The following is a 20652-nucleotide window of genomic DNA, read 5'->3' on the forward strand; positions in this document are numbered from 1 at the left end:
TATCTCCTCATTTCTCATTGATGGGTATTATGTTAAATCCACTTTATCTACCTTTCGATAAGACAGATAACCAATAAGAAGCCCTAATAAACACAAAGTAATTGGCACAGCAATTATTTGATATAGACTTGAAGAAGTAGTTCCATCAGAAACTGTTGCATTAATAACGAATCCAATTAAAACAGCTGACGTAATTGTCGAAGCTGTCGACTTTTTTCGCATACCAAAGTACAAAGGAATTAAGCTTACCCCAGCCATCATAAATGCATTGATAAAGGTTGACGGTATAGTAGCTACCATCTCTTGAATCTCAACAGGTGTTTCAAACAAACCAATCATCGGATTTAAAAAATAAACAGCGATATTAATCATAAAAGTTGCAATCATAATGCTAAAGAAACAAAATCCGAAAACTAAAGAAAGCTTAGCAAGAATAAGTTTTTTCCTTTTTAATGGATACGTAAATAATAATTGAACTGTCTTATTTTTATATTCATCAATAACTAAACGAGCTAAAATCACACTTGAAAAAATAATAAAAACTATTCGGATTAAAATATCTGTTAACGACATAAATTCTGTATAATTTAAAAACTCACTCTCGCCATCACCGCCTATTGCCATAAGTGCAACTGCAGTAAAAATCCCTATAATACAAATGATTAAACCTTTAAAATAGCCAGTCATACAATTCTTTTTCTATTCAAGCCTTAGCAGTTTATGCAATTTGATTCCCTCCATTAATAAGATTTAAGAAATACTCTTCTAAATGCTGTTGCTGTTTTTTAATTCCATTGACAACAATGTCATTTAAAACAAGTTCTTTATTAATTTGAGATTGAGAAATGTCATGTTCAAAAATTCGAATACAATGTTGATTCACAATTTCATATTTCCGAATACCTAACTTGTTCTCTAGCACAGGAATTGCTTTTTTCACATTGTCTATTTTAATCTCCAAATACTCCATATTATCTTTTCGAATATCCTCCATCTTCACCTCTTTCAATAATTTCCCATTGTGAAGAATGCCAATTGTATCTGCTATCGATTCAATTTCTGATACGATATGACTTGATATTAATATAGTGATTCCATGCTCTTCTTTTAACAGCAATAAAAGCTCTCGTATATCTTTAATGCCTATAGGATCGAGACCATTAATCGGCTCATCAAGAATTAGGATTTCTGGTTTTGCGACAATTGCCCGTGCGATGCCTAGCCTTTGCTTCATCCCAAGCGAAAATTCGTGTATTTTTTTATGTTCAACACCATTGAGACCTACTATCTCTAGCGTTTCCTCCACTGCTCCCTTTTCATAAACTCCAATATACTCACAGTGAAGCTCTAAATTTTCTTTAGCTGTTAGTCTTTCATAAAATTCCGGATACTCGATAATACTGCCTATTTTGCTCAAGTATTGATATGAAGTAGTAGAAATGGATTGATTCATTATTTTAATTTCACCTGAAGTTGGTTTTACTAAGTTTAAAATCATCTTCATGATCGTCGTCTTTCCAGCCCCATTCGGACCTAAAAACCCATAAATTTCTCCCTTCATAACGTTCATGTTGACATTCGATACGGTCTTGACTCCTTTAAAGCTTTTACTTAATTGATGTATTTGAATAACGGTTTCCATGTTATTTACTCCCTACTATTTTGAATTCGTTACATTAAGCTTAATAAGTGAAAGTAAAATCAAAGTAAACTCGATGGAAAATGACAGTAATTTTTTCAAGAGAATACGGATATAAAGATTAGAAGCTGTTATGATGAAATTGAAATGAGGGATAAAAATGGAAACTACTGAAAAAATCCTAATCGTTGATGATGAGATTGGTATATTAAAATTATTAGAAATTACATTACGAAAAGAAAACTTTATAAATATTGATACTGCCTCAACGGGAAAAAGTACACTACAGCTTGTAAAAGAAAATCAGTACGATGTTATTTTGCTCGACATTATGCTACCAAATATAAGTGGCTTTGAACTTTGCACAGAAATACGTAAGCATTCAAACACACCCATTATTTTTGTCAGTGCTCGCTCTACTGATTTTGATAAATTAACGGGATTGGGTATCGGTGGAGATGATTATATTACAAAACCTTTTAATCCTTTAGAGGTAGTCGCCCGAATAAAGGTCATCCTTCGACGTCAAAAAATGTATGAGCGTTCTCAGCAACAGCAGCATACAAAATTTGATTTCGGTTACTTTGCTCTAAATCCTGAATCGGCTACATTAACCGTTAACAATCAGCTCGTGGAATGTACAGCTAAAGAGCTAGAGCTACTGCATTTCTTTTGTAAAAATCCAAATCGTATTTTCACAACTTCACAGCTTTATGAATTCGTGTGGGGAAATGATGTATATGGCGAGGAGAAAACCGTAACGATTCATATTTCAAAGCTAAGGAAAAAGCTTGGGGATGATACACGTAAGCCTAAAATAATTGTGAATTTAAGGGGCATTGGCTATAAATTTATTCCCCCGAATGAGGATACACTATGCGAATAAACACTCGATTTACGTTGCATCTTGCATTGGGGATTATTCTGTGGATGATTTTGAGTGGTATTTGTATAATTATCGGTCTCGAAGGTATTCTTCCACTCTTTAAAAAATCTGTGAGTGAGGATTATGAGAATTTACTAGTTCTATGGATTTTTGGGTTTAGCACCTTTGCTTGTATTGTCGTATTTGGTTGGTATTTTGGGGGTCCTCTTGGTTTTATAATGTCTTGGATCCATCAGCTATCACAGGAAAACTACAAACAGCCTGTTGGACTATCTAAAATTTATACACGCAAAGGAAAGCTCCATATGCGTTATATGCTATATCAAGAAGTACTTCAACACCTACAATCCTTATCAGGAAAATTAAAAGCTGCTGAAACAGAACGTGAAGAGGTTGAACAAGCAAAACAGGAATGGATTGCTGGTATTTCACATGATTTAAAAACACCATTAACGTATATTACAGGCTACTCTACTCTATTATTAAACGAACAATACGATTGGTCTAAGGATGAAGCTCGTTCTTTTATTCAAGAGATTGCAGATAAAGGCATGCATATGGAGGAGCTTATTCAAGATTTAAGTCTCGTTATTCAGCTTAATAATACAGATGGTCAGTTACCCTTGCATAAAACTAAGCAGGATATTGTGGATTTCACAAGAAGAATTGTTGCGAACATAAGCAATAATCCACAAGCAAATGACTATATATTGCACTTTAAAACTGATACATCTGTTATAAACATTGACTTTGATACGAAATTCATGCAACGCATATTACAAAACATTCTTATGAATTCCATTATCCACAATCCATCTAACACAAATATTTATACACAGATTTCCGATAGAGTTGAGCATGTAGAAATCCACATTGTGGATAACGGTGTAGGGATGTCTCAACACATGATGGAGAATATATTCCAACAATACTATCGTGGAACTACAACAGAATCTTCTTCTGAAGGTACTGGACTGGGCATGGCGATCGTTTATAAACTCGTTCAAGCTCATAATGGCACTATTTCTGTACAGAGCGAATCTTCTATTGGAACAACGTTTATTATTACGTTGCCTAAAAATAATATGGGACTTGAACACTTTTAGATTTCGCCTAAGCTGTGGATTGGTCGACTTGAGCAGTTCTTCGTTGAACCTGATCACTTCTCTGGTGAACCTGATCACTTTCGGGGTGAACCCGATCACTTTCGTAGCGGACCTGATCACTTTTGAGTCATACCCGATCACTTTTCGGGCGGACCTGATCACTTTTGGGGCGAACCCGATCACTTTCGTAGCGGACCTGATCACTTTTGAGTCATACCCGATCACTTTTCGGGCGAACCCGATCACTTTTCGAGCGGACCTGATCACTTTTCGGGCGAACCCGATCACTTTCATAGCGGACCTGATCACTTTTGAGTCATACCTGATCACTTTCGGCCAAACCGACCACTTTCGTAGCGGACCCGATCACTTTTGGGGCTTACCTGATTACTTCTTCGGTGAACCCGATCACTTTTGGGATTTACCCGATTACTTCTTCAGTGAACCCGATCAATTTGATGGCCTATCAGAATCATTCATGAAATTATATTGCGAGACATATATTTAAGCATCTTAAATCGGTTCAATAAGGAGGATTTCATGCAATCTGAAAAATTGCGACTAAGAAAGATTCAACATCTTGCTCATGAAATTACTGATGAAATGCATAAAGGTGAAGAACTTACACACTTAAAAACATTGATTCCTGTTATTGATAATTTATCTCGTGCAATTGGTGATTTAACAGATTCCTATGGAAAGTATTCATTAGATTATGTAGAGGAAAAAGTGAAAAATGCTCATGCGCTTTTATTTAACAAAGAAAAAGTGGATGTCTATTTATAGAAAGATGGAAAAAGGGTAACCATTTTGATGGTTACCCTTTAAACATTTAATGTGTTTCAGGATTAAATGTTTTGCAATCTGTTTCTTCACTATTAGATGCCTGCTGTCCTTTTTGACTTACAACATAGATTTTTTCTGCACCACATCTGTTTCCAGAGTTCCAAAATGTACAGTTATTGACTTCACAAAGAATTTCTTGTGCCATCGTTTCCACACCTCCTCTTTTGTTATCTTTAACAAAACCGAGGTATTTTAATACTTATTTATGATAGAAGGTGCAATGAGCGAAAAATATAATTTATATGGATGTAAGGCTATTACCTTCATCTAGGTAATAGCCTTTCCCTCCACGTTAATCAATAACCTTTGTTGGTGTTGCCTTTTGCACAATTATAATGCCATCATATGCCTCAGAGGGTGTCATATTAATTGTATAGAGCATCTTCATAAACTTATACCAAACGCTAAAGTCATCTCCGACATTACCCATTCTTTGTTTTTTTGCTAAGATGTTAGCTAAATCCGGAGATTCATTAGCCTTTTTAAAGTCTACATAGAATATATTTTCCTTCACTTCGCTGAAAGCATCTATTAATGCATTTCGGTGCTTAATTGTATACTCTTTTCTTACGCCAGACTCATTTTGTGCCTGAAACGTATTTTTAACAAAGTCAGTCCCAATAGCAAAGTAGGCATCTTTATATACTTCGTCTAAGTATTGGCCCATAGATTTGTACCCTGCCAGATTCGCCGAAGTTTTCTCTATATGTCCATTATGAGCAGACATCAGTACTTTATCATGACCTCGAGCACCTTCAAAATCAACGATCCATTGTAAGTTGTTTGCTAAAAATTCATCACGAAGATTCGCATAATTACTATCACTTAAAAACAATTGTGTTCGCTGTTTCATAATTTGCGCATATTGAGCAGCAAGTAAATAAGCTTCTTTCGACGATTTCTTCTCATAAGAATCTTTATTTGTTTGCAAATCCTTTATGATTGCATCCATATTTTTGTCAAGTTCCTCTAGCTGACTACTAGATAAATCTCTCATTGTTTTATTCGTCGCATCTTTTAGCTGTACCTTATATTGCTTAGCACCTTCACTATTGACCACTTCGTAATAGTCTAGTAACCCTTTTTTACTATAGTCATAGCGTTGCATATCGTTACCGTAAAAATAAATTTTATCTTTCTCATTGGCAGTCATGTTGTAATCATGCATCCACTGAACAAACTCAATCATTTGCTCTGTTTTATAAATACCATAATCCAAAGCTTTTACCGCTTCCTCAGCTGTGCCAGTACCATTTAAAATAAACTGATTAATTTGCTGAGCGCCACCAAAATCACCTTCTAACACAAAAACACGAACATTTTCATTTTTTATTAAAGCTTGAAATACATCCTTCTTTAAAGTTTGGAATTCAACGTTACCATGTGTCGCTTCTCCAAAACCAATTACTTTCACGTCATTTGGAATATCGATATTTTCAACCGCGGATGTATATTTTGAAGCATCCTTAACAGCCTCTACCTTTCCCCATCCCGCTAAAACAAACACAAGAAATATTGTTGAAATTAACAAAAAACTCCTTTTAACAAGTACCATTTAAAAAAGCCTCCCTTTATTTATAAAAAAGTTATTCCGCGTTAGCAGCACTTTATACAGCTTTTCGCTGGAAATATAAATATCCTCCAAGGAAAAACAGTAAGAAACCTCCTCCTACAACTGTTAATAATTGATCCCAAGGCACGAAGAATACATCGTCCGTATTGCCTCCAACATACATCATTGAAAATGGTTGAGCCCATGGATAGTAAGGTCCGATAGTTTTTGAATTGATTGCTAATATAGAAGGTAAAGTAAAAATTACATTAACTGCAAATGGAGCAGCGAAGCTTTTAAACATGATAGACATCCACAACTGCAAAGCTACTAATGGCAATGTCGCTACCCATCCTCCGATAATGCTCTTCCAGACAATTTCCATTGGGAGAGGGTCTGTATAGCCCTTTATCATACCTACAGCAAATATTGAACATAAATATAGTAATTGCATCGCCATCATAAGAATCATAATTAACACGTATTTTGCAGCAAACACTTTCCCTCTTGTTACCGGCAATGCTAAAAGCTGTTTCCAACCGCCAGATTGATGCTCATATCTACAAATAAGACTTGCAAGTACCCCTGCAATTAAAGGTAGAAACAATAATGCGTATGTTAAATTCATTGAAAACAAAGAAATGTACCAAGGATTCACATCAAGATCTTGCGTATTAGATTCTAAGTTTGATGTTAATCCGATAAAAAGTCCGATTATCGGCCCTGCTAAAATGATTGGCACCATTTTAGATTTTCGCAGTTTAAACCATTCAGCGCTCAGTATTGACCACATTTACTTTACATCCCTTCTAGCGAAATCTATCATTCCGATAATATACAGCAAAATACCAATGCTGATTCCAAGCATGACATTTATAACGGGCTCATCCCATTGATTCATTAAAGATGGCCATTTCCAAATCATCCAATCCGGCAATACAAAGGAGGAATACGCAAAAATCACGCCGAAAATACCTACTGTAATTGGGATCCCCTGATTATGACAAACGCTTGCAATCCAAAGTTGAAGTGCCAATATTGGCAGCGATGCAAAATATGGATAATAAGCAAATTTAGCAATCTCCATATATGGTGTACTATCGCCTAAGTCTAAAAAGACTCCGTAAGCCAGTGTCATTAGCATTAAAATCGTGGAAGACAAGAACAGCAGAATTGCTAGAACAGTGAACTTTGATAAATACACCGTTAATTTAGACACCGGTAGTGCAATTAATTGCTTCCACGCGTTCGTTTCATTTTCAATGCTCGCTATAAATGAAGTTAAAATAGCAATCCCTAAAACGATAGCAAGTGGTGTAAATGAATGAACATTTAATAAATAGTAGCCCCAATCGTCCTCACTTTGCTCTAACAAATAGTCCCTTCTTACACCGTAATTCACCATTTGTAGAGCAACAACACCTATTGGTCCTAAAGCTGTTAAAAACCATAATCCTTTGCGTTTAATTTTCAAAAAGTCAGAAGTTAACAGTTTCCCTATCATAGCGCTTGCTCTCCTGTTGTCATTTGAAGGAAAATATCCTCTAAAGATCGTTTCTCTTCCTCTACTCGGTAAACCGATATGCCTTCTTGTACAAGGATTTGTACAATATGTGCAACCTTTTCATCTGAACATTCATCAAATGAAATGAGGTCATCCTTATGTTCTGCCTTAATACCATTAGCTACTAATGAACGCCACCCCTTTTCACCGTCGCTCACTTTAATGACTACCTTTGGCTGGGCAAATCTACGCATTGCTTCAATTGAATCTTGGAAAATCATTTTTCCCTTTGTCACAATACCTACTTGCGTAGCCATTTGATCAATTTCAGATAATAGATGGCTTGAAATAATAATTGTCATTCCATACTCTGAAGGCAGTCGTTTAATCAAATTACGAATTTCGATAATACCAGATGGATCAAGACCATTCGTTGGCTCGTCTAAAATAAGTAATTCAGGATTATGTAACAACGATGCAGCTATACCTAAACGCTGTTTCATCCCAAGAGAAAAGCCCTTTACTTTTTTATTTGCGGCATCCTTTAAACGAACAATTTCTAACACTTCATCGATACGTGACTTCGGTACACCTAAAATTTTTCTTAACGCTTCTAAATTTTCATAAGCCGTTAAATGTGGATAATAAGAAGGGTTCTCTACTAATGAACCAACCTTTGATAAAATATTAATTCTTTCCTTCGTTAAATCTTTTTGGAACATTTTAATAGTCCCAGAAGATGGCTTCATTAGACCAAGAAGCATACGAATCGTCGTCGTTTTCCCCGCTCCATTCGGTCCTAAAAATCCATATATTTCACCTTTGCGTATTTTTAAATTTATATTTGATACAGCTTGCTCTTTACCAAAGCTCTTTGATAAGTTTTCTGTTTGTACGATATATTCCATTGTCCTCACCTCTGTAATTATCATAAGAAATGAAGGTTAAAAATAGGTAAGGTTCAAGGTTAAATTTTGTTTAAAAAAGACATTTATCATTACGTGGGTTGATTTCCGTTCCGGCTGGGCGCTTTGTAGCTGCCGCTTTGCTTTCGCTACAGAAAACATTTGTTGTTGCTGTCGCTTCGCTTTCGCACAGTTAAAACATTTGTTGCTGTCGCTTCGCTTTCGCACATTTAAAACATTTGCCGCTGACGCTTCGCTTTCGCGCAGAGCAGAGCTTCCTGGAGGCGTTCGATGAGCCGCTTGGGGCAACAGATGTTTTTTGCGCGAAAGCGTAGTGCTAACGTAGCGGCAGCAGCAGGATGTTGGTCACGAAGGCCTTATCACAGGATGTGATGGTTTTAGCCTTCGCTCCTCTAACGCTAATCCCCAAAGAGTCGCCCAGTCGTAACGAAGATCAACTTATTTACATAGCTTATGTTTTATCAAATGTAATTCCCGACTTTTATGATGATCATTAAAAAGAAGAGATCATATGAAAGCAATTCCCATCGCATTACTATAAGTACTACCCCACTCTGCTTTCCCACGAAGTCTGTATGGATTATGAATCAAAAAATAGCATTCCATAAGCTTTGCAAATACTATTTAAACAATCAATCTAAGTATGAAATGAAGCATGCATGCCTTAACATACTTCACGGATTATTCTACTTGTAGTGTTTAATTTTAATCTTGGTGCCGGATTCGCTTGACTCAATATCCCAGTCTAAATTCATGCCATTCACCATAATATCGACTATAGATAAGCCGATACCAGCGCCTTTAGCATCGGATTCATTTTTCATTCCGTTCCCGTGATCTTTTATGATAAATGCATCATAATGCTCCGTCGATTCAGTTTCAACGCCAATATATTTCCCGCTACTTGCATGACGTAATATATTTTGAAATAAATTATCAAATATACGTCCAAGCCAAATCGGATCCACTTGCCATTCATTTTTCTCAAATAAATGTAGTTCAATATCGATTTCAAAGCCTTCCTTTTCAAATACTGAATACCATGTAGTCATTTGCTCACGTACAAATCGAATAATGTTAATTTCTTTCGGCTCAAATTTATATTTACTAGCCATCAGCAATGTATAGGACATTAAATTTTCTATTAATGTGGCTACACTAACAATCGATGCTTCCATTGCCTTAATCGCTTGTTTCCCATCCTCTGATAATGCCTCTTTACTAATAGAATAGGATTGCGCCCGTATTTTCGTTAATGGCGTTCGTAAATCATGTGATAAATTAGCGATCAATTTACGTCTTAACTGTTCTTCCTTCTGCTCGCGATTCTTACTTTCCCTAAGCTCACATACCATGCGATTAAAGCTTTGTTCGAGCTGACCTATTTCGTCCTTCTTCTTGACCTTCGTTTCAATAGGTAACCCGTCTAAATCACGAATTTCCATTGCTTCCTGAAGATTCAATAGTCGTTTTCGAATTCCTCTGAAAAATAAAAAGGAGATGATAATGAAAAATAAAATAATCGCAACAACACCAAAAAGTACAACACTCCCATATTGCTCATGCACTTTAATAAGTGGTGGCTCAAACAATTCTTTCGGAATTTCAAAAACAATAAATCCATTGGATTCGTCATCTCCTAAAAAAGCGATGACTGTAAATGGATCACCACCATAACGCTCTTTAATAAACTTTGTAGTATAGGCTGGGGTCCATTTAGATGGAAGCTGTTCCTTCACATTCAATGTTGTGAGTAAAGCTCCGTCCTCACTTACCCAAAACATAGAAGATTTTGGATATTGCTTCTGCCAATCCTTAAAATGTTGAGTAATTACTTCTTCTGAAAAGCTTTTAATACTTTTGGCTTCCGTATGCCATTTTTGCTCCATTTCGCTTTCTACGAGAACTTCATTTGAAATACCAGTTTGTCCAAATCCAAACACAAAAAGGGCTATAGCAAAGTATGATATTTGGACAATAAAAATGGCTAACAAAATAATTAACATATACTTAACTAATAATGAACGAAAAAATTTCATTGTTTCACCCTATATCCAATACCACGAATGGTTTCAATAATTGTTGGCTTAGCTGGATTTATTTCTATTTTTTCTCTTAAGTATCGAATATGTACCATTAATGTCTTATCGCCTTCTATGTAGCTTTCTCCCCAGACACCTTCATAGAGCTGTTCCTTCGTTAAAATTTGATTTAAATGGCGAATAAAATACTGTAATAAATAGAATTGCTTACCCGTTAATTGAATTTCTTCATTAGTTTCCTTGTTGATAATCCGCATATCTTTCGTATAAATTTTTAAATGCTGAAGATCTAATACATCAACATTTTTTTGATATCTTCTTAGTAAAACCTCTACACGGGCTATAAGTTCATCTGGGTGGAATGGCTTCGTTAAATAATCGTCTGCGAAGTTAAGGCCCTCTATTTTATCCTCAACAGCAGTTCGTGCTGACAGCATTAAAATCGGGATTTCTTTATTTTCCCGCTTAATTCTTTTGCCAATTGAAAAGCCATCTAAGCCCGGCAGCATCACATCCAATATAGCGATATCTTTAAAAGCTATGTGCTGATCGACCTCTTCTCCAGATTCAAGCCATGTAACCTCATAGCCTCTTTCCGTTAAATCCTTTGTCACCCATTGACCAATCTCTTTTTCGTCTTCTACGTACAATATATTATACAAAATGGTAAACCTCCCAATCTACTATATATATTTGAAATAAATGTTATTAAAAGCATATTTGTATTATACGATCTCATAGATTTGTACTCAATCATTGTCTGTAAAGTGAGAGAGTCATTGAATAAATCACATCTAATGCTAGGGATATGTCGATAAAACTAAAAAGTTGAGCGATATACGCTAAAAGTTGGGTGATAAAACAGGCTAACTATAAAAAGACGTATTTGGATTCCCTCCAAATACGTCTTTCTTTCTTTTATTCAGTAATAATCAACATATCATGATCATCAAACTGCCACATGTCTCCGTAAGCAACTTCCCAATAGTAGCCGTTTGGGTCTTGGAAATAGCCACTATAGCCACCCCAAAATACAGTTTCTGGCTCTTTAACGATTTCCGCCCCAGCCTTTTTAGCTAAATCAAATACTTGATTAACTTCTTCTTTTGACTTTCCATTATAAGCAAGCGTAATCCCATTAAAGCCATTGCCAATCTCCGGTGGATTTGCTTCGTTTATATCTTTTACTAAACGCTCAATCGGAAACAGCGAGATCTTTGTCCCTCCATTATTAAAGAAGATAACATCTGGGTTTGTTTCCTCACCATAAACAATTACATCAAACCCTAGACCCTCTCTATAAAATCTAAGAGACTCGACCATATTTTTTACACCCAACGTGATTAAATTTAAACGATTCATCCCACTCTCTCCTTTATAAAAGATTCAATTACTTATTCTATCTTTAGCATTGAATCCCCTTCTAGCTTCTTGCAATCCTCATGTCGGCTTCTGCCCATATACTCTTTGTATAAGTTATTTTCAATCCACAACGCTCCATATTATTTTGGCTTATGAAGGCTCATTTAAACGAAGCTATATTAATGCTTGATAAACAGGCAATTAATTAGTTAATCTATGCGAGCGAAACTTCGATTAACTTAACTTTCTAAACATCTGTATTTGAGTACCTTTGTTGGAAGAAGTATAAGTCACAGTAATACCTATTTTTTCTGAAACATTATTTATAATTTTGAGACCTGTATTCTCATTTTTACGCATTTCCTGTTCAAAATCAAAACCTGATCCAAAATCTATAATAGATATACATTCGTGTACTTCCCCGTTTGAAGGTACATAATTAATTATAATTTTATCGCTATCCGATGCATGATTTATAATGTTTTGAAAGATATTATCTAAAATTCTTTCAAACCATAATTTATCGATTTTCCAAACTATTAAATGATTAATATTATTATAAATAGTTATGTTTTCTTTTTTAAATAAATAATTCCATTTCTTTAGTGATTCCAATATAATTTCTTGAATATTTTCTTCTATTAAAGGAATGTCTACATCTTCTTGTTTTATAAAAGTTTCATCATACATATGATCAATTAATTTAGTTAAATAGTTAATATTATAATTAATCTTTTGGATAGCTTGTGTAAGATTTCTTTCATTCTCAATATAATACAGTTGGGTTTTGATTACTGATAAAGGCGTTCTAATATCGTGAGATAATTGGTTCATATATTCTTTTCTTAGTTTTTCTTGTTGAGCAATCTTTAATTGATTATAGATTAATCTATCTAGTAGCCTATTTATTGCTAAGCTAAGTTTTGATATTTCATCTTCCCCTTTAACGGGAAGCTTAACGGGTATTTCAGAATTGCTGTAAATGTTATCAATTACATCTCTAATATTATTAATATCATCTGTTAACTTATCGATTACTTTTGATGATAAATAACCGTATAAAAAAACTATACATAAAAAGAGTATTATAATATATGGATATGCATCTCCAGAGTTAAACCTAGAATATTCTTTTGAAAAAAAATTACTCATTACGAATAATAAGTAAAAAAGGTAATTTGATATTAAAAACAAAAACGGCATACTTAATAAGGATAAATATAGAAATAACTTGTATTTTCTTCTAAAACTCACCTTTTCTCATTCCAATCAAGGTTAATAATTTAAACGATAACCATAACCATATATTGTTTCTATAATATTTGGGTTTTGAGGGTCAATTTCAATTTTATCTCTTAAATGCTTTATATGCACCGATAAATTTCCATAAGTACTATAATTCTCCCACAAATAAGACATAATTTGTTCTTTTGAAAGGTTAATATTTTTATTATGGATGAAATATAAAAATAGATTTAGTTGTTTATCAGTTAATGATATCTCTTCATTATTAAGTTTATTATGTAATCTTTTGGTTTGCATATTAAATAGTAAATGTTTAATTTCAATAATAGAATGATATTTTTTGTTTGCAATAGAGTTTACTCTAGCTAGTAACTCCAATGGGTCAAAGGGCTTTACAAGATAATCATCAGCCATGGTTATTCCCTTTATTTTATCGTCTATATTATTTTTTGCTGTTAAGAAAATAATGGGTAATTCCGGATTTTGTAATTTTAACCTAGAACATAAACTAAATCCATCCTCGAATGGTAACATAATGTCCAGTATCACAATATGTATATCATTAAATATTGATAAGTTACACGTTCCATCTTTAAAACAAATGACACTTTCGAAGTAATTAGAGAAAAAGTCTTGTAAAAATTCACGTATATCATCATTATCTTCAATAATTACCAAGTTTAGATGTTTTAGCACTCCGCAATCCATTTTTATCTCCCCTATCCTAAATATAGTCCACGCAAATAATATTACGAGGACTATATTTAAAAACTAATTATTGAAGTGAATATTCTTTTTCTTTTTGCAACAATCCATTATCAAGTTTATAAATATGATTTACACCTTCGATATTTTTATGTCTATGTGAAATAAATAGTATTGTTTTGTTAGTAGCAAATAAATTTTTAATTACTGCTTCCTCAGTATCAATATCTAGGTTACTTGTGCCTTCATCTATTAATAACATTTCAGGATTAGCGGCAAGCGTTCTAGCAATTGATAATCTCTGTCTTTGTCCACCCGATATTGTTGCTCCATTGTCTCCTAACACTGTATTATACCCCATTGGAAATTTAATGATTTCTTCATGGATGCATGCCATTTTGGCAGCATGTACAATATCCGAAGATGAAACATTATTATTATAGAAGCGAATATTATCTTCTATAGTCCCATTAAATAAAGATACTTCTTGAGTAATAAATCCAATATTTTTTCTAAGATCCATTATTTTTAAGTCATCATAAGGATGAACTCCATATTTTATGATTCCAATTGTTGGCTCATACAGTCCTGCAATAATCTTAAATAAAGTTGTCTTACCAACTCCGGTTGTCCCTTTAATTAAATACTTTTCCCCGGGCTTGATACATAGATTAATATTATGAAGAATATTCTTTCCACTATACCCAAAAGAAATATCTTCTAAAACAATATCTTTTTTAATTGTATCGATATGAACCTTGGGATTTAAGTTAGCTTTTTCTTCCTCTTCCTCTAATACAGAATCTATTCTCAAATATACCTCTTCCACTAATTTTATAGATTCTAAGCTCCCAATTATTGAACTAATTGGTGATAGCAAATTCATGGACATTGTAGAAAACGCTACTATTTGACCCAAAGAAAGCCCTATTTCATTTTCATATTGTAGTCCTAAAAACAATAGAGCCACAGGTAAGATTAAATTAATTGAGCTCGACAATCCACCTAGGACAGCAGATAAATTCATTCTCTTAGCAAAATTACGCAGTTGATTCTGAAATGTATCGTTTAATTTCTTTTTTATTTCAGTGTTCACGCCTATAGTTTTAATATAATTAATCGATCTAAGAACTTCAAACAAATCTGTCTGGAATGCGGCTTGACCAGCAACCTCTTGATTTGTAAAAATAGAAATTTTAGGTAACAATATTTTCACTAAAATAATTTGAATTAATACTGCAGTAAATACTACTACAGATAAAGTGACGGAATACTTGACTAATACTATACTGTAGATTACAACTAATGTTATATCTAGGAGTAAAGTAGTGGTAAGACTAGATATTATTTCTCTAATCATTGTAATATTATTAATTCTACTTGCAATATCCCCAGCAGAACTACGATCATAAAAAGAAAGTGGAAGTTTGAATAATTTATCAATAAACTTTGAAGTCATAGTAGAATTTATTACTAATTGGGTTTTTGTAATAAAAAATATTCTTAATAAATGAAGCATAAAATAAATTATAAAAATAGTTACTATACTAATTAAAAATGCTTTTATACTAATGTTAAATAATTTATTATTCGTATATGTATCTATTAAAAATTGTGTCATAAACGGAAATAATAAATTTAAAGATTGATATAAAAACGATAGAAAAATAACTATATAAATATATTTTTTGAATTCAACAACTAATTCAAATAACTTCTTGGTATAATGCTTTTCTTTTATGAATACTTCTTTATTTCTACTATTCTTTTTTAATGTCGCCACAAATCCTGAATAATTCAGCATTAATTCTTCATAACTAATTTCTGATATTCCCATTTCTGGATCGATTATTTCTGCTTTATTATTGTGTATTTTTGTAATGATAATAAAATGATTATTTTTCCAATGAATCATCATAGGCTCTATTACTTTTCTTTGCTGTATAAATTCTTTAATATTGTCTACTTTATAAACTGATAGTTCAGCATTAAATTTTTTAGAAATTCTCTTAAGCTCTAGTAAAGTTACACCATCTCTACCAGCTCTAAATTTTTCTTCAGTAAGTAACATATTTGAGGAAATTTTACTATCATCATAACTAAATAACATCGCTAGACAAGCATATCCACAATCATATTTGTTTCTCTGTAGAATTACTGGAGTTTTTTTTCTCAATTTTCTCAACCTCTTATTTTTATAGAACTTAATATGAAAAGGCCTCTGTAATTTAAAAGAGGCTGGCTCATTTTTAATTTATGTTTCTAAAATTAAAATATTTGGTACTTCATCAGATGAAAGAAATAATAAAGCATATGCTATACCTGATAAACCCACCATTAATTCTGGCGTCTCCACGTCTAATTCTAGGCCTAATCCTAATCTGTAGTCAGATGGTTCTCTGTTTTCTACAATCATTCCAGCTATTACTTTTGAAATATTCGACCAATACTCATCTTTAGTGGATTTAGAATACTCCTTTAAAATCATCGCGTTTCCTAAGTCTCCATGACATACGCTTTGATTCCTCTTGAAACCATTTTCCAAGATATCTTTTGCAATCATTTTGCTATTCACACTTAAATCTACGTTATAATCCTTTGATAAAAACAAACGACTTAATAAAATACCTGGAGAACCATGACACCAAGCGTATGGTATATGATAGTCTATATTTAAATCATGCTCTCTTAAGTCGAACCATATTAATCCTTCTCTCTGCTTTTCTTCAAAATATAAAGCTTTCTCTATTATTTGCTTTAATTCTAAATCATCATCACCCAAAAGCTGACGATACTGATCTAATGCATATACAATTCCTGCACTCCCGTGCGAAAATCCAGATAACGGGTTATTTTCAACACCGATCCAGCCAACTTCTTTATCATTAATAGTATGTACGTTCTTAATTAAATGATTTTTACATTCCATCATTAAACTTTTAACTAACTCACTAGAAGTACATTTATACAATTCTACTAAAACTAATAATATACCTGCAGAACCACTAATAATGTCATATACTTTATCTGTCTTAATTTTATCTTGGTAGTTTTCACATAAATTTAAGGCACGTTTTATATAAATCTCATCTCCAGTAACCTTATAAAAATTAATTAAAAGATAAATTACTGAATATATTCCATCAAAAGCTCCTAAGGATCTATTTACTACTATTCGATTTCGTTGATAAATATCTTCCAAAATACTTGAAGCTATATTATGATACTTTTGGTTTCCAGTTACTTTACCGAGCCATAAATAATAAAAACTCATGCCTGATAGTCCGTCATATAAACAATCATCCATAGCAGCAACATGCCATTTTTTAGACTCAACATGTTCTATTACTGTAGAGCATATCCAACTATATGTGTTTTTATATTTATCAGAAATAGAATATAAATACTTTCCAATTTCAGTAGATTTCCATATTAATTTATTATTAATATTATCTATTGAAAAATTATTTAGTTGATTTATAAACTCTTGGTCTACTTCCTGATCCTTAGAAGGTCTTTTAATTTCTTCTTTTATTAAGGACCCTTTTATTAGACTAATTTGAAATTTCATATCTTGATCGGATAAACTATTCACTTTATTTATCCAAAAATCTAAGGGAGAATTATCAAAGTAACTGTATATTTCTTTGTTATTATTTACAGATGAAGAATACATGCTCTTTTTGTGTAGGTAATAATAAAAATAAGGTACCTCTTGATTAATAAGATCTTTATATTCTTCTTTTAATACTTTTCCATCCAAGTTATCTGTAAATAATTTAGTAAAGAACATTTCTCTGTCAATCTGGTTTGTCATAAAGACTGGATGATAACTTAAATCTAAAAGATTTGAATAGTACATAGTAGGTTTAACAATATGCCTAATTTTAATTTTTAAGATATTTTCTTTGACTAGACTAATTATTAAATTCCTCTTCTCTTTAGCAAATGTATATCCTTTTATAAAACCTTGACAGACATCTTCTATATACTCTGTTTCATCTAAATATTCATCCTTATATTTTGGATGGTTTTTAGACTCACCAATATCTAAATATTCTCTAGCAATAGACATTTTAGAAGTTTTTTGATTTACTATTGTCGGTATTTTTATAAAAGACTTAGTTTCCCCTTTTCTACCAATTCCACTAATATCCGTATTATTATTATCTCCAAATACGAAAGGTAATAACCCAATTGATCTTACAGAAGCATTTAATTTAAATGTGGTGATATTCGATGCATTTTCAATAAGATTATTCTTATGAACATTAAACAAACTTTCTAAATCAATTAGAATAGGGTCCTTTCCACTTGCAATAAGATTATCTGAATGGAAATCTACTGCATTAAGAACATATAATAAAGCCATGTGAATCCCCAATTTATAATAGAATTCATTGGCTTCTGAATGAGAACCTAAAGGTGTATACGAAACTGATTGAACCCAGCAGTGATCCGCATTCGAAAGTAAATTATATGATTTTAAAAAGTTTTCTTCCCCGATAAATCTATTAAATTCTTTTAGTATATTTTGATATAATTTGTCAATTTCACCATCCCTAGGTTTAAAGTAACAGCGCAATTCATTATCAAAGTGCACGCTTATAACAGTCTGACCATTATTGTGACTATCACCTTGACCAAGTTCTAAATAGGAAATTTTAGGTGACTCAACTACATTAAGTACATTTTTCAAAGAATCTATATTCTTCAAGTATGATTCTGAAAAGAACTCTAGATAGTGCAATGTTTTAATTGCTTCTTGAATTATCAACTTGAATAATAATGGGTATCGATTATATAGCTCATAATAATATTTATCTGTGCAAACATAATCTTTTATATATTCTTCAAACTGCTCATTTTCATTTTCTGAAGAAAATAAACGTTCTAATCGTAGACGGTTAATTTCTAAAGTTAATGTCCTATATGCAATCTTCATCACTTTTCCCCGGAAATTTTCCTCTAATTTTTCTTTTAGAATATTTACATCTTTAACATATTGAGTATTAAATAAAATTTCTTTAGTTAAATTTGATGTATTACTTATAAAAAAATAAGAAAACTTTCTTGAGAAGGAATACAAATTCAAAGTAGTATCTTTGTCTTTATTAAATACTTTTGATTCTAAAATTTCTTTAATATAAAATTCTAAATTTTCGGAACCCCAATCTTTGACATAATCATCACTATTATATTTCTTTTTAATATCTTCTAAGTCAAAATTAAATTTATCTTTAAGTAAGTTGCTGAATTCTGTAATATTGCCTTTAGATAAAAGATTAATAGTTTCTTCAAATTGACTGTCTTTCTTAGTAGATTCAGAAAAATTCTTTTCAGTAATACCATATAAGGCAGCAAATTGCATATAAATTCTCCTTCTATATAAATATACAAACCTCCCTATAAAAGGGAGGTTTGTTCTATTATTTTGTTAAAACTATTAATTAATTAACAAGTAAAACAAGTTTTCGTAGGGCAAATACTACATTCCCACGTTAATGTGCACCATTTACCATCGTTTCCTTTAGATATTTTTTTAGTTTCTACTCCACCATAAATAGTTTCTAATGATGCATCCTCAAGTTCTTTGTAAATATCACCAGCAGTTTTCATAAGTTCTTTCGACATTTTTCTTCACCCTTTTTAAATTATTATTTACTTTTTTTTACAATAATGATAATCTATTACCAGAAACACCTTACGCCCATATATTATATTAAATGTAAAAAAATATCAACTAAAATCCAAATAAAGGGAGAAATAACGATGAAAAAAAACTTTAAAGCTTTTGAACCTATTACTAATGAAGAGTTAAATGAAATTGCTGGTGGATCTGAAATTCAACCTAAATGGACTCCACTTACAGTAACTGTTCCAATTTCACTGGCTGGATGTCCAACTACACAATGCGCTTCTATTGTTAAACCTTGTAAAGGCTAACAATAAGGAAACGGGAGCTTTTTGAGCCTAATTACTAATGAAGAGTTAAATGAGATAGCTGGTGGTTCAGTTTACCACCAGCTATCCTTCAATAAATAACTATTAAAAATCTGTCTAATTACAAGATATGAGAAAAAGGAGATTGAACTATGAAGAAAAATTTTAAAGCTTTTGAACCTATTACTAATGAAGAGTTAAATGAAATTGCTGGTGGATCTGAAATTCAACCTAAATGGACTCCACTTACAGTAACTGTTCCAATTTCACTGGCTGGATGTCCAACTACACAATGCGCTTCTATTGTTAAACCTTGTAAAGGCTAACAATAAGAAAACGGGAGCTTTTTGAGCCTAATTACTAATGAAGAGTTAAATGAGATAGCTGGTGGTTCAGTTTACCACCAGCGATCTTTCTATAAATAACTATTAATATCTACCAATCAAGATACGGCAAAGGAGAGATTGAACTACAATGAAGAAAAATTTTAAACCTTTTGAACCTATTACTAATGAAGAGTTAAATGAAATTGCCGGTGGATCAGCGGTACCACCTGTGTCACCTCAGATTCCAACAATAAGTGTTAGTATCTGTCTAACAACAAAATGTATGATTACAACAAAGAATTGCTAATGGTTTAGAAATTCAACCTGAAATGGACATATACTTCGCTTACTGAAGCAATACCAATTTCACCAGTAGGATGTCCAACTACAACATTCACTTCTTTTTGTAAGTTCTTATAAAGGAAATAAAAAATGAAAAAAAACTTTAAAGCTTCGAGCCTATTTCTAATGAAGGATTAAATGAAATTGCTGGTGGTTCATCGATGCTACCTGCGTCACCACCCCAGTTTCCATATACACAAATAAGTCTTACTATCTGTCGAACGATGC

Annotated in this window: 22 protein-coding genes; 7 read left to right on the forward strand and 15 right to left on the reverse strand. The window is 32.5% G+C overall.

Features of this window, described 5'->3' with window-relative positions:
* Nucleotides 1-27 precede the first annotated feature (27 nt).
* Both ABNX05_RS09070 and ABNX05_RS09075 read right to left on the reverse strand, forming a co-directional pair.
* Nucleotides 28-687 carry an ABC transporter permease gene (locus ABNX05_RS09070; RefSeq protein ID WP_349659414.1) on the reverse strand — a complete coding sequence of 220 codons (660 nt, stop codon included), beginning with the start codon at nucleotides 685-687 and terminating at the stop codon, nucleotides 28-30.
* 31 nt (nucleotides 688-718) lie between these two features.
* On the reverse strand, nucleotides 719-1642 hold the full coding sequence (locus ABNX05_RS09075; RefSeq protein WP_349659415.1) for an ABC transporter ATP-binding protein: 924 nt from the start codon (nucleotides 1640-1642) through the stop codon (nucleotides 719-721).
* Between the two features lie 157 nt (nucleotides 1643-1799).
* Here ABNX05_RS09075 and ABNX05_RS09080 point away from each other — a divergent pair, with 157 nt between their 5' ends.
* Genes ABNX05_RS09080 through ABNX05_RS09095 form a run of 4 tightly spaced genes read left to right on the forward strand, consistent with a single transcriptional unit; the run spans nucleotide 1800 to nucleotide 4417 of the window.
* Nucleotides 1800-2525: a response regulator transcription factor gene (locus tag ABNX05_RS09080; RefSeq protein WP_349659416.1), complete on the forward strand. Its 726-nt coding sequence runs from the start codon at nucleotides 1800-1802 to the stop codon at nucleotides 2523-2525.
* Complete coding sequence (locus ABNX05_RS09085) at nucleotides 2516-3631, forward strand: sensor histidine kinase (protein ID WP_349659417.1); 1116 nt, start codon at nucleotides 2516-2518, stop codon at nucleotides 3629-3631. Before ABNX05_RS09080 ends, ABNX05_RS09085 begins: the two co-directional genes overlap by 10 nt.
* Nucleotides 3632-3674: 43 nt before the next feature.
* Nucleotides 3675-4139: a hypothetical protein gene (locus ABNX05_RS09090; protein WP_349659418.1), complete on the forward strand. Its 465-nt coding sequence runs from the start codon at nucleotides 3675-3677 to the stop codon at nucleotides 4137-4139.
* 32 nt (nucleotides 4140-4171) lie between these two features.
* Nucleotides 4172-4417: a group-specific protein gene (locus ABNX05_RS09095; protein WP_349659419.1), complete on the forward strand. Its 246-nt coding sequence runs from the start codon at nucleotides 4172-4174 to the stop codon at nucleotides 4415-4417.
* Nucleotides 4418-4463: 46 nt separating this feature from the next.
* On the opposite strand, the gene ABNX05_RS09100 is transcribed toward ABNX05_RS09095, so the two are convergent.
* The 13 genes from ABNX05_RS09100 to ABNX05_RS09160 all read right to left on the reverse strand — a co-directional run bounded on the left by ABNX05_RS09100 (nucleotide 4464) and on the right by ABNX05_RS09160 (nucleotide 19447).
* On the reverse strand, nucleotides 4464-4622 hold the full coding sequence (locus ABNX05_RS09100; protein WP_082172635.1) for a DUF1540 domain-containing protein: 159 nt from the start codon (nucleotides 4620-4622) through the stop codon (nucleotides 4464-4466).
* Between the two features lie 147 nt (nucleotides 4623-4769).
* Nucleotides 4770-6032 carry an erythromycin esterase family protein gene (locus tag ABNX05_RS09105; protein WP_349659420.1) on the reverse strand — a complete coding sequence of 421 codons (1263 nt, stop codon included), beginning with the start codon at nucleotides 6030-6032 and terminating at the stop codon, nucleotides 4770-4772.
* 52 nt (nucleotides 6033-6084) lie between these two features.
* Entirely contained in the window at nucleotides 6085-6822 is a 738-nt protein-coding gene (locus ABNX05_RS09110; protein WP_349659421.1) for an ABC transporter permease, read from the reverse strand.
* Entirely contained in the window at nucleotides 6823-7533 is a 711-nt protein-coding gene (locus tag ABNX05_RS09115; protein ID WP_349659422.1) for an ABC transporter permease, read from the reverse strand. It lies immediately after the preceding gene.
* Nucleotides 7530-8441 (reverse strand): ABC transporter ATP-binding protein, encoded by a 912-nt coding sequence (locus ABNX05_RS09120; protein ID WP_349659423.1) that lies wholly within the window; start codon nucleotides 8439-8441, stop codon nucleotides 7530-7532. Before ABNX05_RS09120 ends, ABNX05_RS09115 begins: the two co-directional genes overlap by 4 nt.
* Nucleotides 8442-9145: 704 nt before the next feature.
* Nucleotides 9146-10498, reverse strand: coding sequence for a HAMP domain-containing sensor histidine kinase (locus ABNX05_RS09125; protein ID WP_349659424.1), 1353 nt, complete (start codon nucleotides 10496-10498; stop codon nucleotides 9146-9148).
* Nucleotides 10495-11163, reverse strand: coding sequence for a response regulator transcription factor (locus tag ABNX05_RS09130; protein WP_349659425.1), 669 nt, complete (start codon nucleotides 11161-11163; stop codon nucleotides 10495-10497). Before ABNX05_RS09130 ends, ABNX05_RS09125 begins: the two co-directional genes overlap by 4 nt.
* Before the next feature lie 256 nt (nucleotides 11164-11419).
* Complete coding sequence (locus ABNX05_RS09135) at nucleotides 11420-11863, reverse strand: VOC family protein (protein WP_349659426.1); 444 nt, start codon at nucleotides 11861-11863, stop codon at nucleotides 11420-11422.
* Between the two features lie 234 nt (nucleotides 11864-12097).
* Entirely contained in the window at nucleotides 12098-13015 is a 918-nt protein-coding gene (locus ABNX05_RS09140; protein WP_349659427.1) for a sensor histidine kinase, read from the reverse strand.
* Between the two features lie 123 nt (nucleotides 13016-13138).
* On the reverse strand, nucleotides 13139-13816 hold the full coding sequence (locus ABNX05_RS09145; protein ID WP_349659428.1) for a response regulator transcription factor: 678 nt from the start codon (nucleotides 13814-13816) through the stop codon (nucleotides 13139-13141).
* Nucleotides 13817-13883: 67 nt separating this feature from the next.
* On the reverse strand, nucleotides 13884-15989 hold the full coding sequence (locus ABNX05_RS09150) for a peptidase domain-containing ABC transporter (protein WP_349659429.1): 2106 nt from the start codon (nucleotides 15987-15989) through the stop codon (nucleotides 13884-13886).
* A gap of 78 nt (nucleotides 15990-16067) precedes the next feature.
* Nucleotides 16068-19184, reverse strand: a complete 3117-nt coding sequence (locus tag ABNX05_RS09155; protein ID WP_349659430.1) for a type 2 lanthipeptide synthetase LanM family protein — start codon at nucleotides 19182-19184, stop codon at nucleotides 16068-16070.
* A gap of 83 nt (nucleotides 19185-19267) precedes the next feature.
* Nucleotides 19268-19447 (reverse strand): plantaricin C family lantibiotic, encoded by a 180-nt coding sequence (locus ABNX05_RS09160; RefSeq protein WP_349659431.1) that lies wholly within the window; start codon nucleotides 19445-19447, stop codon nucleotides 19268-19270.
* 138 nt (nucleotides 19448-19585) lie between these two features.
* Between ABNX05_RS09160 and ABNX05_RS09165 the strand changes: the two genes are divergently transcribed.
* The 3 genes from ABNX05_RS09165 to ABNX05_RS09175 all read left to right on the forward strand — a co-directional run bounded on the left by ABNX05_RS09165 (nucleotide 19586) and on the right by ABNX05_RS09175 (nucleotide 20389).
* The gene (locus tag ABNX05_RS09165; RefSeq protein ID WP_349659432.1) at nucleotides 19586-19759 is read left to right on the forward strand and encodes a class II lanthipeptide, LchA2/BrtA2 family; all 174 of its coding nucleotides are present in this window, start codon (nucleotides 19586-19588) and stop codon (nucleotides 19757-19759) included.
* A gap of 149 nt (nucleotides 19760-19908) precedes the next feature.
* Nucleotides 19909-20082, forward strand: a complete 174-nt coding sequence (locus ABNX05_RS09170; RefSeq protein WP_349659432.1) for a class II lanthipeptide, LchA2/BrtA2 family — start codon at nucleotides 19909-19911, stop codon at nucleotides 20080-20082.
* 148 nt (nucleotides 20083-20230) lie between these two features.
* The gene (locus ABNX05_RS09175; RefSeq protein WP_349659433.1) at nucleotides 20231-20389 is read left to right on the forward strand and encodes a bacteriocin; all 159 of its coding nucleotides are present in this window, start codon (nucleotides 20231-20233) and stop codon (nucleotides 20387-20389) included.
* Nucleotides 20390-20652 lie beyond the last annotated feature (263 nt).

Source organism: Lysinibacillus zambalensis (assembly GCF_040183165.1).
GTDB lineage: Bacteria > Bacillota > Bacilli > Bacillales_A > Planococcaceae > Lysinibacillus > Lysinibacillus zambalensis.